Annotated in this window: 11 protein-coding genes and 1 rRNA gene; 5 read left to right on the forward strand and 7 right to left on the reverse strand. The window is 62.5% G+C overall.

The features are described 5' to 3' along the window. Positions 1–481: 481 nt before the first annotated feature. A complete protein-coding gene (locus CCOS865_RS25290; RefSeq protein ID WP_119146032.1) occupies positions 482–1,198 on the forward strand; it encodes an ArsR/SmtB family transcription factor in 717 nt (238 codons plus the stop codon). A gap of 29 nt (positions 1,199–1,227) precedes the next feature. Here CCOS865_RS25290 and CCOS865_RS25295 read toward each other — a convergent pair whose 3' ends face one another. From CCOS865_RS25295 to CCOS865_RS25310, 4 genes are all read right to left on the reverse strand, one after another. Beyond that, on the reverse strand, positions 1,228–2,175 hold the full coding sequence (locus CCOS865_RS25295) for an adenosine deaminase (RefSeq protein ID WP_119146034.1): 948 nt from the start codon (positions 2,173–2,175) through the stop codon (positions 1,228–1,230). 80 nt (positions 2,176–2,255) lie between these two features. Next, a complete protein-coding gene (locus CCOS865_RS25300) occupies positions 2,256–3,611 on the reverse strand; it encodes an 8-oxoguanine deaminase (RefSeq protein ID WP_119146036.1) in 1,356 nt (451 codons plus the stop codon). A 120-nt stretch (positions 3,612–3,731) separates the two neighbouring features. Beyond that, on the reverse strand, positions 3,732–4,418 hold the full coding sequence (locus CCOS865_RS25305) for an SDR family oxidoreductase (protein ID WP_119146038.1): 687 nt from the start codon (positions 4,416–4,418) through the stop codon (positions 3,732–3,734). Continuing rightward, positions 4,415–4,792: a MerR family transcriptional regulator gene (locus CCOS865_RS25310; protein ID WP_119146040.1), complete on the reverse strand. Its 378-nt coding sequence runs from the start codon at positions 4,790–4,792 to the stop codon at positions 4,415–4,417. The genes CCOS865_RS25305 and CCOS865_RS25310 overlap by 4 nt, the downstream gene beginning before the upstream one ends. An 89-nt stretch (positions 4,793–4,881) precedes the next feature. On the opposite strand from CCOS865_RS25310, the gene CCOS865_RS25315 reads away from it, so the two are divergent. Continuing rightward, on the forward strand, positions 4,882–5,340 hold the full coding sequence (locus CCOS865_RS25315) for a hypothetical protein (RefSeq protein ID WP_119146042.1): 459 nt from the start codon (positions 4,882–4,884) through the stop codon (positions 5,338–5,340). Positions 5,341–5,592: 252 nt separating this feature from the next. On the opposite strand, the gene CCOS865_RS25320 is transcribed toward CCOS865_RS25315, so the two are convergent. The 3 genes from CCOS865_RS25320 to CCOS865_RS25330 form a co-directional block, all read right to left on the reverse strand. Next, entirely contained in the window at positions 5,593–6,177 is a 585-nt protein-coding gene (locus CCOS865_RS25320) for an IMPACT family protein (RefSeq protein WP_119146044.1), read from the reverse strand. A 9-nt stretch (positions 6,178–6,186) separates the two neighbouring features. Beyond that, positions 6,187–6,849 (reverse strand): TetR/AcrR family transcriptional regulator, encoded by a 663-nt coding sequence (locus CCOS865_RS25325; protein ID WP_119146046.1) that lies wholly within the window; start codon positions 6,847–6,849, stop codon positions 6,187–6,189. Between the two features lie 72 nt (positions 6,850–6,921). After that, positions 6,922–7,839, reverse strand: coding sequence for a LysR family transcriptional regulator (locus CCOS865_RS25330; RefSeq protein ID WP_119146048.1), 918 nt, complete (start codon positions 7,837–7,839; stop codon positions 6,922–6,924). A gap of 119 nt (positions 7,840–7,958) precedes the next feature. Here CCOS865_RS25330 and aptA point away from each other — a divergent pair, with 119 nt between their 5' ends. The 3 genes from aptA to CCOS865_RS25345 all read left to right on the forward strand — a co-directional run. After that, complete coding sequence (gene aptA, locus CCOS865_RS25335; RefSeq protein ID WP_119146050.1) at positions 7,959–9,305, forward strand: omega-aminotransferase AptA; 1,347 nt, start codon at positions 7,959–7,961, stop codon at positions 9,303–9,305. Positions 9,306–9,374: 69 nt separating this feature from the next. Next, positions 9,375–10,868, forward strand: coding sequence for a CoA-acylating methylmalonate-semialdehyde dehydrogenase (locus CCOS865_RS25340; RefSeq protein WP_119146052.1), 1,494 nt, complete (start codon positions 9,375–9,377; stop codon positions 10,866–10,868). 568 nt (positions 10,869–11,436) lie between these two features. Next, positions 11,437–12,158 (forward strand): 16S ribosomal RNA (locus tag CCOS865_RS25345); the annotation flags it as partial.

Here is a 12,158-nt window from a genome sequence, read left to right on the forward strand (position 1 = left end):
ACCGCCATGGCCTGTGGTCGTCTCCTGACTGACGGTCGTGTCGATCGTTTTTCGGTGCTGTGTATCCGCGGGCAGCGGCCCACGCTGTCAGGCAGACGCTTCGCTTTTGTTTGCCGTACTTGATGAAGTGGGCTGTCGGCCGAGTCCTCGGCGTTCTCTGAGCAAAACACCTCCCTCTGTGGCCAAAGGCCTCTAAATCGTGGGTCTATGGCGATCATTGGGCAAACGGTGACCCGTTTCCCTGTGCGTGATGACTGCCGAGGGGCGGCATACCCAAGGTGTTTGGCGGGCCCAGGAGCCCGTTCGAGGACGGGGCGCACGACCTCGAGCGGCTTATACTGGCACCGGCGGCCAGCGCCAGCGAGAGAGATTTCCCCGTCAGGGCGCGGCAGGTGATGGCTTCCGTCAATCCCGCCGCCGACACCGCGCTGGCAGGCCTGGCCATCGAAACCAGACGTGATCTTGCAGGGAGTTAAAGGTTATGCCAGCAGTGAGCAGTATCAGCCAGATCGCCGGCCTGATGGCCGACCCCAAGCGCAGTGCCATGTTGTGGGCGCTGATCGACGGCACGCCGCGCCCCGCCGATGAACTGGCGGTGATGACCGGGGTGAGCTCGTCGTCGGCCTGCGCGCATCTTTCCCTGTTGTCGTCAGCCGGCCTGTTAAGGCTCGAGGCGCGGGGGCGCAAACGTTATTTCCGCCTGGCCACCCCCGAGGTGGGCGCGGCGGTGGAGGCGCTGGCCAGCTTGCGCCTGAATGACATTCGCCAGTCCGTCCCGCAGGTAAAACCGTTGCAGGTGCCGCTGTCGATGCGCCGGGCTCGGCGTTGCGGGGATCATCTGGGCGGTGAACTGGCGGCCGAACTGCACCAGCGGTTGATCGCAGCCGGGTGGCTGGAGGGTCATGACCGGCAGTTGCGGGTCAGCCAGGAAGGCCGCGCACAGCTCGCGGCCATCGGCGTCTATGTCGAAGCGTTTGCGCAGTGTCAGCAGAGCAAGTGCGTCATCTGTCACTGTAACGGCTGGAGCGACCAGGGCCCCCACCTGGGCGGTAGCCTGGGGCAGGCGCTGCTTACGCTGTTCCTGCAGTCGGGTTGGCTGCAGGAGCAGGAGGGTTCGCGGGCGCTGCAGATTTCGCCGGTGGGGATCCAGCAGATCAACCGTATCGCCCGCGCTGAACCGGCGTTGCAGGTCGGTTAGCCTGGCTGCAACGCGGTGCGCTGAAAGCCTCAGACCAGGCGTGCATCCAGGCTGTTCTGCGCCAGGCGACGGGCCTGGTCCTGGGTCATGCCGAGGTGGGTGTGCAGGGCGTGGAAGTTTTCAGTGACATAGCCACCGAAGTAGGCCGGGTCGTCCGAGTTGACCGTCACCTTCACCCCGCGTTCGAGCATCTCGAGAATGTTGTGCTGGCTCATGTGATCGAACACACAGAGCTTGGTGTTGGACAGCGGGCAGACCGTCAGCGGGATCTGCTCGTCGATGATGCGTTGCATCAGCCGCTCATCCTCGATGGCCCGTACGCCGTGGTCGATACGCTTGATCTTGAGCAGGTCGAGGGCTTCCCAGATGTATTCGGGCGGGCCTTCTTCACCCGCGTGGGCAACGGCCGCAAAGCCTTCGCTGCGGGCGCGGTCGAAGACGCGCTGGAACTTGCTCGGCGGGTGACCTTTTTCGGAGCTGTCGAGGCCGACGGCAATGAACGCATCGCGAAACGGCAGGGCCTGGTCGAGGGTCTTCTGCGCCTCTTCTTCACTCAGGTGACGCAGGAAGCTGAGGATCAGCCCGCTGCTGATGCCCAGTTGCTCGCGGCCGTCCTTGAGCGCCTGGCTCAGGCCACCGAGCACCACCTCGAAGGGGATGCCGCGGTCGGTATGGGTTTGCGGGTCGAAGAACGGCTCGGTGTGGATGACGTTCTGCGCCTTGCAGCGTTGCAGGTAGGCCCAGGTCAGGTCGTAGAAGTCCTGCTCGGTGCGCAACACGTCGGCGCCCTGATAGTACAGGTCGAGAAACTCCTGCAGGTTGTTGAACGCGTAGGCGCCGCGCAGGGTTTCCACATCGGCCCAGGGCAGGGCGATCTTGTTGCGTTCGGCCAGGGCAAACAGCAACTCGGGCTCCAGTGAGCCTTCCAGGTGCATGTGCAGCTCCGCCTTGGGCAGGGCATTCAGCCAGTCGTACATGTGTCTAATCTCGATCAGGAACGGTTGCCGTCATTCTACAGGGCCAGGCCGGTCAATGCGCCCGGTCTGGCCCGGTGATATCAACCGGCGATCAGTTGCGCCGCGGCCTGACGGTGATTGGCGATCAGACCCTGCACGTCCAGCCCTTCGATCTGGCCATCGATGACCCGCCAGCGGCCGCCGACCATGACCCGATCGGCGCGGTCGGCGCCGCACAGCAGCAGCGCTGACAGCGGATCGTGGCTGCCGGAGAAGCGCAGTTCATCGAGCTTGAACAGCGCCAGGTCGGCTTGTTTGCCGACTGCCAGCTGGCCAATGTCGCTGCGCCCGAGCAGGCGCGCCGAACCGCGCGTGGCCCAACCCAGGGCGCGTTCCGGGGTGATCTGCTCGGCGCCGTAGCGCAGGCGCTGCAGGTACAGGGCCTGGCGCGCTTCGAGGATCATGTTCGAAGCATCGTTGGAGGCCGAGCCATCGACGCCCAGGCCCACCGTTGCGCCGGCGTTTTCCAGGTCGACGGTCGGGCAAATGCCCGAGGCGAGGCGCATGTTGGAACTGGGGCAATGGCAGATGCCGGTGCCGGCGGCGCCGAGCCGGGCGATTTCGTCGGGGTTGAAGTGGATACCGTGCGCCAGCCACGTGCGCGGCCCCAGCCAGCCTACGCTGTCCAGGTAATCGACCGTGCGCAGGCCGAAGCGCTGCAGGCAGAAGTCTTCTTCGTCGAGGGTTTCGGCCAGGTGCGTGTGCAGGCGCACATCGAGCTCATTGGCCAGGTCGGCGCTGGCGCGCATGATCTCGGGCGTGACTGAAAACGGTGAGCAGGGTGCCAGGGCGATCTGGATCTGCGCGCCGTCGCCGCGTTCGTGGTAGCTGTGGATAAGTCGCTGGCTGTCGGCCAGGATCACTTCACCCTGCTGCACCGTCTGCTGCGGCGGCAGGCCGCCGTCGTCTTCACCCAGGCTCATCGAGCCGCGGGTGAGCATCGCGCGCATGCCCAGCGTGCGCACGGCTTCGACTTGCACGTCGATGGCGTTGTCCAGGCCCTGCGGGAACAGGTAATGATGGTCGGCGGCGGTGGTGCAGCCCGACAGCAGCAGCTCGGCCAAGGCCACTTGGCTGGCCAGCTCGAGCTTGGCCGGGGTCAGGCGCGCCCATACCGGGTAGAGGGTTTTCAACCAGGGAAACAGCGGCTGGTTGACCACCGGCGCCCAGGCGCGGGTGAGGGTCTGGTAGAAGTGGTGATGGGTGTTGATCAGGCCGGGCAGGACGACGTGCTCACGGGCATCGAAGACCTGATCGCACGGTGTGCTGGGGCTTTCGCCAAGGGCCAGGAGTTGGCTGATGCGGCCGTCTTCGATCACCAGGCCGCCGCGCGCGTCGGCATCGTTGGCAGTGAAGATGGCAAGGGGGGATTTCAACCAGGTACGGGTCGCAGGCATGGTGCCGGCTCCTCTGAAAGTGGGTTCAGGTAAGCCAGCTCAGTTTTGCCCTGTCTGCTGATCCAGGTTCGCCGCGAGGGCGAGGCATCGAGTCTACTGCCTCGCCCCGCAGCTTTCAATTCACCAGGTCAGCGTTTCGCCCTTGTAGTTGATGAAGCGCAGGCCGCCCTTGCCGGCCTGAGCCTTGATCTGCTCGAGCATGCCGCGGGTGCTGGTGAGCACATCGATTTCGGCGTTTTCGCCGCCCATGGCGGTCTTTACCCAACCCGGGTGCATGGCCAGCACGCTGAGGTCGGGGCGCTGCAGGTCGACCACGAAGCTGTTGATCATCGAGTTCAGCGCTGCCTTGCTGGCCTTGTACAGCGGGATCTCTGCACCATCAGGGATGGTCACGCTGCCCAGGATCGAGCTCATGAAGGCCAGCACGCCGCTGCCTTCGCGCAATTGCCCCGCGAGGCGTCGGGCCACCCGGATCGGCGCCACGGCGTTGGTCATGAACAGCTCGCCGATGTCCTGAGTGGCTACCCCTTCCAGGTCCTGCGGCAGTGGGCCCATGACGCCCGCGTTGACGAACAGCAGGTCGAGCACCTGGCCGTTCAGGCGTTGCTGCAAGGCATCGAGTTGTTGGGTGTCGTTCATTTCCAGTGTTTCGACCTGTACTCCATCGAGCTTGCCCAACTCACCAGGCGCCTGGGCGTTGCGCACCGTGGCGATGATCCTCCAGCCATCTTCATGCAGGCGCTGCACCAGGCCAAGGCCGAGGCCGCGCGAGGCACCAATGATCAGAGCAGTCTTGTCGGTGGTCATTTCGATACTCCTTGCAGTGTGGGGGAGGGGCGTAGGGGGCAGGCCAGTGAAAGCCGCTCGCGGAGTTCGCCGCGCAACTGCTGCAACTCATCCAGGCGTTGTTCGACCAGCGCCAGTTTGTCGTGCAGCAGCGCCACTACGGCCTGGTCGGGGTCGGCGGCCTGCCATAGCTGTTCGACGTTGCTGCCGATTTCGCCAAGGCTGAAGCCCAGCCGTTGAGCGGTGCGGATGAACATCACCAGTTGCACCGTATCGCCGGGATAGTGGCGATAGCCGTTGGCGCTGCGCTGGGCGCGGATCAGCCCGCGCTGTTCATAAAAGCGCAAGGTATCGCGGCTTACAGCACAGGCTTGGGCGAGTTCGCCGATGCGCATCGGACTTTCCTTACAGAACACGGGCTTGACCTTGGAGCATACTCCAGGCTTTAGCCTGGCGACTCGATTGAATTGCCAGGAGCAGCAACATGTGGAGTACAGGCGGGTATCGCAAGCTGGTTCGCGCAAGCGGCGTCTATGACCTGTTGATAACGGTCGCTTTCGCCACGCCGTGGAGTTTTGCCCTGTTGCATGGCCTGCTCGCGGGGTTGCATCAGCAGTGGGCGCTGGGCGGCGAGATCTCCGCTTTTGGCCCTGTGCAGATGATGATGGCCAACCTGATGGGCTCGATCGTCTGCGTGTGGGCATGGCTGCGCATCCGTGACCCCCAGCAGCGCTTCGGCCGCTACGATGCCGCCGGGCGCATCCTGTTTGCCAGCTGGCAGGGCTATGCGCTGTGGCATGGCGCCACGCAACTGGTCTGGGTCGTGCTGGTGATGGAGGTGCTGTGGGCGGTGGTGCAATTGTGGCCGGTCAAGGCGGCGGAGTTGGCTGATCAAAAAATGATCACTTCGGCCGAAGGCTTGCGGCCTCAGCTTCAGCCATGACAGCGCACGGGTTATCCACAAGCTCGTCCACAGTATCTGTGTGCAAGCGTACAACCGCGTGTTTGACCGCCGTCGGTGCCTTGCAGCCCTGCAGATTGGGGATAACTTACTGAAATTGGGTCATTTCCACAGCCGTCATGAAAATGTGATCAAAATATGCTCAATCCGCTCTGGGCCTTGATATTCGTGGGCTGCACGAGAGTGCCCCAAGCTTATCCACAGGCAGGCCCACAGTAGTTGTGGGCAAAGGGGTCAGAGCGCTTCGAGGAGGATTCTGCCGCGGCTGAGGTCGGCCAACTGCCGTTGCAGGGGCTCCAGGTGGGCGGCGCCCAGCGCCAACTGGAGGTCGACGCCGTTGGCGGTGAACTGCTCGTCGAGCACCAGACCGTCGACCTCGGCCAGGCGCAACTTGAGCAAGGCCAGTTCACTGAAGGTACAGCTGCAGCGGTACTCGCTGCGCTGCACCAGCAAACGCTTGGGCGCCTGCTGCAGGCATTTGTTGGCGCCGCCTCCATAGGCCCTGGCCAAGCCGCCGGTGCCCAGCTGGATGCCGCCGTACCAACGGATCACCAACACCACCACCTGGTCGCAATCCTGCGCCTCGATCGCGGCCAGGATCGGCCGGCCGGCGGTGCCGCCGGGTTCGCCGTCGTCGTTGCTGCGGTACTGGCCGCCGAGCTTCCACGCCCAGCAATTGTGAGTGGCGGCCAGGTCACTGTGGCGCTCGATGAAGCTCATCGCCTCGGCGGCGCTGCTGATCGGGCCGGCGAGGGTGATGAAGCGGCTCTTGCGGATCTCCTCGCGAAATTCGCAGAGGTCGAGCAGGGTAGATGGCATAGGTCCGGGTCAGGCGGGCGGAGTGATGCCGCAGCCTTTGAGAATGATGTGGATAAGGTTGCTGCTGGCGTCTTCCATGTCTTGCTTGGTCAGGCGGCTGCGGCCGGTGACCTGGCAGATCTGGGTGGAGAAGTCGGCATAGTGCTGCGTGCTGCCCCACAGCAGGAAGATCAGGTGCACGGGGTCGACCGGGTCCATCTTGCCGGCGGCGATCCAGGCCTGGAACACCGCGGCACGGCCGCGGAACCATTCGCGGTAGTCGGCACTGAAATACTCGCTCAGGCACTGGCCGCCGCTGATCACTTCCATCGCGAAGATCCGCGACGCCTGCGGGTTGCGCCGGGAGAACTCCATCTTGGTGCGGATGTACTGGCTGAGCGCCGGCCCCGGCTCGTCGTCGACGCTGAGGGCGTTGAAGGTGCTGTCCCAGAGCTCGATGATATTGCTCAGCACGGCGATGTACAGGCCGAGCTTGTTGGTGAAGTAATAGTGCAGGTTGGCCTTGGGCAACCCGGCCTTTAGGGCGATGGTGTTCATGCTGGTGCCCTTGAAGCCGTGGCGGGCGAACTCGTCCTCGGCGGCCTGGATAATGGCCTGTTCGTTCTTCTGGCGGATGCGGCCAGCGGGCTTGCCTGAGGCGGAGAGGCGATGCGCAGGGACTTCTAGGGTCATGGACGATTCCGGACGGGTCTGAGGCAACGGATTGTCGGACAGATTACCTGCCTGTGGCGAAGTGACAAGCCTTTAGCGCGTTGCCGCCAGGCTTTCCAGGAAGCTTTCCAGCACCAGGTTGGGCCGCCGGCCCTTGCGCGTCACCCAACTCAGGCTCAGCTCATAGTGGCGTTGCGCCGGTTTCAGGGCACGAAGTCGGCCCTGCTGGACCCACAGGGCAGCGTAATGATCCGGCAGGTAGCCGATGTAGCGCCCGGTCAGGATGAGAAACGCCATACCCTCGCGGTCCGAGGCGCTCGCGGTGCAATGCAGGGCCTGGTAATGCGCCTGGACCTCGGCCGGCAGGCGGAAGGTCGGCGCAATCGCGTCCTGGCTGTTCAGCCGGTCATCGTCGATCTGCTGGTCGTCGGCATAGAACAGCGGATGCCCGACCGCGCAGTACAGCAGCGAACGCTCACTGTACAGCGGCTGGTATTCCAGGCCTGACAGTGGGCTGGTCTGCGGCACCACGCCGACGTGCAGGCTGCCGTCGAGCACGCCTTGTTCCACCTGGCTCGGGGCGATCATGCGGATCTGGATCCGCACGTCGGGCCCGCGGTCCTTGAGTTCGGCCAGGGCATGGGTGATGCGCATGTGCGGCAGGGTCACCAGGTTGTCGGTGAGGCCGATGTTGAGCTCGCCGCGCAAGTGCTGGTGCAGGCCGTTGACTTCGGTGCGGAAGGTTTCCAGCGCGCTGAGCAGTTGCAACGCGGAGTGGTAGACGTCGCGGCCTTCTTCGGTCAGCGAGAAGCCAGCGCGGCCCCGTTGGCACAGGCGCAAGCCCAGGCGCTGCTCAAGGTCGCTCATCTGCTGGCTGATCGCCGAGCGGCCGATGCCGAGGACGTTTTCCGCGGCAGAGAAGCCGCCGCACTCCACCACGCTGCGGTAGATCTTCAGCAGGCGGATATCAAAATCGCTGACCTGGGCGAGGGGGTCGGGGCGTCGGCTCATTAGTTTAGTCCGCTGCTAACTGAAGATTAGAAAAGTAGGCTTTTTCAGACTTTATCGCCGTGACAATTTAGCTGCAACAACATCCATCGCTGCCTATTCGTCTTCCGAGGAACCGCCCGATGAACATGCCCGAAACCGCAACCACCGGCATCGCCAGCCAGCTGAAGCTGGATGCCCACTGGATGCCGTACACCGCCAACCGTAATTTCCAGCGTGACCCCCGCCTGATCGTCGCCGCCGATGGCAGCTACCTGGTCGACGACAAGGGCCGGCGGATCTTCGACGCGCTGTCGGGGCTGTGGACTTGCGGCGCCGGGCACACCCGCAAGGAAATCAGCGAAGCGGTCGCGCGCCAGGTTGGCGTGCTCGACTACTCGCCAGCGTTCCAGTACGGCCATCCGCTGTCCTTCCAGCTGGCGGAAAAGATCACCGACCTGACCCCAGGTGACTTGAACCATGTGTTCTTCACCAACTCCGGCTCCGAGTGCGCCGACACGGCGCTGAAGATGGTGCGCGCCTACTGGCGCCTGAAAGGCCAGGCGACCAAGACCAAGATGATCGGCCGTGCGCGTGGCTACCATGGCGTCAACATCGCCGGTACCAGCCTTGGCGGCGTCAATGGCAACCGCAAGATGTTCGGCCAGTTGCTCGACGTCGATCACCTGCCGCACACCGTACTGCCGGTCAACGCTTTCTCCAAAGGCTTGCCGGAGGAGGGCGGGATAGCCCTGGCCGACGAGATGCTCAAGCTGATCGAGCTGCATGACGCCTCGAACATCGCTGCCGTGATCGTCGAGCCGCTGGCCGGGTCGGCCGGTGTACTGCCTCCGCCGAAGGGGTACCTCAAGCGTCTGCGCGAGATCTGCACGCAGCACAACATCCTGCTGATCTTCGACGAAGTGATCACCGGTTTCGGCCGCATGGGCGCCATGACCGGTGCCGAAGCGTTCGGCGTGACCCCGGACCTGATGTGCATCGCCAAGCAGGTGACCAACGGCGCCATCCCGATGGGCGCGGTCGTTGCCAGCAGCGAGATCTACCAGACCTTCATGAACCAGCCGACGCCGGAGTACGCCGTGGAATTCCCCCATGGCTACACCTACTCGGCCCACCCGGTGGCGTGCGCCGCCGGTATCGCCGCGCTGGACCTGCTGCAGAAGGAAAACCTCGTGCAGTCGGCCGCCGAGCTGTCGCCGCACTTCGAGAAGTTGCTGCACGGTGTCAAAGGCACCAAGAACATCGTCGACATCCGCAACTACGGCCTGGCCGGTGCCATCCAGATCGCTGCGCGCGACGGTGATGCCATCGTGCGGCCGTATGAAGTGGCCATGAAGCTTTGGCAGAAGGGTTTCTATGTACGTTACGGCGGCGACACCCTGCAGTTCGGGCCGACCTTCAACACCCAGCCGCAGGAGCTCGATCGCCTGTTCGACGCGGTGGGCGAGACCCTGAACCAGATCGACTGACCTTTCCGACCTTGACGGCAGGCGTGCAGTGGCACGCCTGATCCCTCCTTCCTGTTTCTGGAGTTATGCATGAGCATTGTTCAGCACCTGATCAACGGTGAACTGGTTTCCAAAGGCGAGCGCACCGCCGATGTCTTCAACCCGTCGACCGGCCAGGCCGTGCGCAAGGTCGAACTGGCCAGCCGCGCCACCGTCCAGGAGGCCATCGACTCGGCCAAGGCGGCCTTCCCGGCCTGGCGCAACACGCCACCGGCCAAGCGTGCCCAGGTCATGTTCCGCTTCAAGCAGTTGCTCGAGCAGAACGAAGCGAAGATCTCGCAGATGATCAGCGAAGAGCACGGCAAGACCCTCGAAGACGCTGCGGGCGAGCTCAAGCGTGGTATCGAGAACGTCGAGTTCGCCTGCGCCGCCCCGGAAGTGCTCAAAGGCGAGTACAGCCGCAATGTCGGCCCGAACATCGATGCCTGGTCGGATTTCCAGCCGCTGGGCGTGGTTGCCGGGATCACCCCGTTCAACTTCCCGGCCATGGTGCCGCTGTGGATGTACCCGCTGGCCATCGCCTGCGGCAACGCCTTCATCCTCAAGCCTTCGGAGCGCGACCCGAGCTCGACCCTGTACATCGCCCAGCTGCTGCTCGAAGCCGGCCTGCCGAAGGGGATCCTCAACGTCGTGCACGGTGACAAGGAAGCGGTCGATGCTCTGATCGAGGCGCCAGAGGTCAAGGCCTTGAGCTTTGTCGGCTCGACCCCGATCGCTGAGTACATCTATGCCGAAGGCACCAAGCGCGGCAAGCGCGTGCAAGCCCTGGGGGGGGCGAAGAACCACGCGGTGGTGATGCCGGATGCCGACCTGGACAACGCCGTCAGCGCGCTGATGGGGGCTGCGTATGGTTCCTGTGGCGAGCGTTGCATGGCGATCTCGGTCGCGGTGTGCGTGGGTGACCAGGCCGCTGATGCGCTGATCGCCAAGCTCGAGCCGCAGATCAAGGCGCTGAAGATCGGTGCCGGCACTTCGTGTGGCCTGGACATGGGCCCGCTGGTTACCGCTGCTGCGCGTGACAAAGTGGTTGGCTATATAGATGACGGCGTCGCCGCCGGTGCCAAGCTGGTGGTCGATGGCCGTGGCTACCGGGTTTCCGGTAACGAAGATGGCTACTTCGTGGGCGGTACGCTGTTCGACAACGTCACGCCTGAAATGCGCATCTATAAAGAAGAGATCTTCGGCCCGGTGCTCTGCGTGGTGCGCGTCAACAGCCTGGAGCAGGCGATGCAGCTGATCAACGACCATGAATACGGCAACGGCACCTGCATCTTTACCCGTGACGGTGAAGCGGCGCGGCTGTTCTGTGACGAGATCGAAGTGGGCATGGTCGGCGTCAACGTGCCTTTACCGGTGCCGGTGGCCTACCACAGCTTCGGCGGCTGGAAGCGTTCGCTGTTCGGCGACCTGCACGCGTACGGCCCGGATGGTGTGCGCTTCTATACCCGGCGCAAGGCGATTACCCAGCGCTGGCCGCAGCGCAAGAGCCATGAGGCATCGCAGTTCGCCTTCCCTAGCCTCTAAATAGAGAGCAGCAGGCATGAGCGGTCAGGCCGAAAGGCCTCCCCGCTGTGTTTTTTCAGGGATATGACGGTTTAATGAAATTAACGATTGACGCCCTCTCAGATCCCCTTATAATGCGCCCCACTTCCAGCGTAGTTGGAACGGAAAACTCCTTGAGTTTCAATGAGTTAGAAGTTTCAGGCAGTATGGAGGTGCTTCGGTCGTCTGATCGGCAGCGGTGAAAAAAGGCAGTTGACAGCAGGTTGTAACGCTGTAGAATTCGCCTCCCGCTACGAGAGATCGCAGCGAGCCAAGTGTTTGAAGTTGAACGAGATTCTCGCAGAAAACTTCAAAATAAACGCTTGACAGGCTCTGAGGAAAGCGTAGAATGCGCGCCTCGGTTGAGACGAAAAGTTCTTAACCAACCGCTCTTTAACAAATTGAATCAAGCAATTCGTGTGGGTGCTTGTGAGTATGGTTTGATAGTCGCCAAGATTATCAGCATCACAAGTGGCCACATGAGAAATCATAGTAGTCATTTGAGATTGCTGAGCCAAGTTTAGGGTTTCTTAAAAACCCAAGCAGTATTGAACTGAAGAGTTTGATCATGGCTCAGATTGAACGCTGGCGGCAGGCCTAACACATGCAAGTCGAGCGGATGAGAAGAGCTTGCTCTTCGATTCAGCGGCGGACGGGTGAGTAATGCCTAGGAATCTGCCTGGTAGTGGGGGACAACGTTTCGAAAGGAACGCTAATACCGCATACGTCCTACGGGAGAAAGCAGGGGACCTTCGGGCCTTGCGCTATCAGATGAGCCTAGGTCGGATTAGCTAGTTGGTGAGGTAATGGCTCACCAAGGCGACGATCCGTAACTGGTCTGAGAGGATGATCAGTCACACTGGAACTGAGACACGGTCCAGACTCCTACGGGAGGCAGCAGTGGGGAATATTGGACAATGGGCGAAAGCCTGATCCAGCCATGCCGCGTGTGTGAAGAAGGTCTTCGGATTGTAAAGCACTTTAAGTTGGGAGGAAGGGCAGTTGGTTAATACCTTGCTGCTTTGACGTTACCGACAGAATAAGCACCGGCTAACTCTGTGCCAGCAGCCGCGGTAATACAGAGGGTGCAAGCGTTAATCGGAATTACTGGGCGTAAAGCGCGCGTAGGTGGTTTGTTAAGTTGGATGTGAAAGCCCCGGGCTCAACCTGGGAACTGCATCCAAAACTGGCAAGCTAGAGTACAGTAGAGGGTGGTGGAATTTCCTGTGTAGCGGTGAAATGCGTAGATATAGGAAGGAACACCAGTGGCGA

Origin of the sequence: Pseudomonas reidholzensis (assembly GCF_900536025.1) — a bacterium.
GTDB classification, from domain to species: Bacteria; Pseudomonadota; Gammaproteobacteria; order Pseudomonadales; family Pseudomonadaceae; genus Aquipseudomonas; species Aquipseudomonas reidholzensis.

What these genes read in the sequence shown, in the direction of transcription:
- CCOS865_RS25325 (WP_119146046.1), bottom strand. Translation starts at nt 6,849, where the DNA reads ATGACCCTAGAAGTCCCTGCGCATCGCCTCTCCGCCTCAGGCAAGCCC.
- CCOS865_RS25320 (WP_119146044.1), bottom strand. Translation starts at nt 6,177, where the DNA reads ATGCCATCTACCCTGCTCGACCTCTGCGAATTTCGCGAGGAGATCCGC.
- CCOS865_RS25300 (WP_119146036.1), bottom strand. Translation starts at nt 3,611, where the DNA reads ATGCCTGCGACCCGTACCTGGTTGAAATCCCCCCTTGCCATCTTCACT.
- CCOS865_RS25315 (WP_119146042.1), top strand. Translation starts at nt 4,882, where the DNA reads ATGTGGAGTACAGGCGGGTATCGCAAGCTGGTTCGCGCAAGCGGCGTC.
- CCOS865_RS25290 (WP_119146032.1), top strand. Translation starts at nt 482, where the DNA reads ATGCCAGCAGTGAGCAGTATCAGCCAGATCGCCGGCCTGATGGCCGAC.
- CCOS865_RS25330 (WP_119146048.1), bottom strand. Translation starts at nt 7,839, where the DNA reads ATGAGCCGACGCCCCGACCCCCTCGCCCAGGTCAGCGATTTTGATATC.
- CCOS865_RS25340 (WP_119146052.1), top strand. Translation starts at nt 9,375, where the DNA reads ATGAGCATTGTTCAGCACCTGATCAACGGTGAACTGGTTTCCAAAGGC.
- CCOS865_RS25305 (WP_119146038.1), bottom strand. Translation starts at nt 4,418, where the DNA reads ATGACCACCGACAAGACTGCTCTGATCATTGGTGCCTCGCGCGGCCTC.
- aptA (WP_119146050.1), top strand. Translation starts at nt 7,959, where the DNA reads ATGAACATGCCCGAAACCGCAACCACCGGCATCGCCAGCCAGCTGAAG.
- CCOS865_RS25310 (WP_119146040.1), bottom strand. Translation starts at nt 4,792, where the DNA reads ATGCGCATCGGCGAACTCGCCCAAGCCTGTGCTGTAAGCCGCGATACC.
- CCOS865_RS25295 (WP_119146034.1), bottom strand. Translation starts at nt 2,175, where the DNA reads ATGTACGACTGGCTGAATGCCCTGCCCAAGGCGGAGCTGCACATGCAC.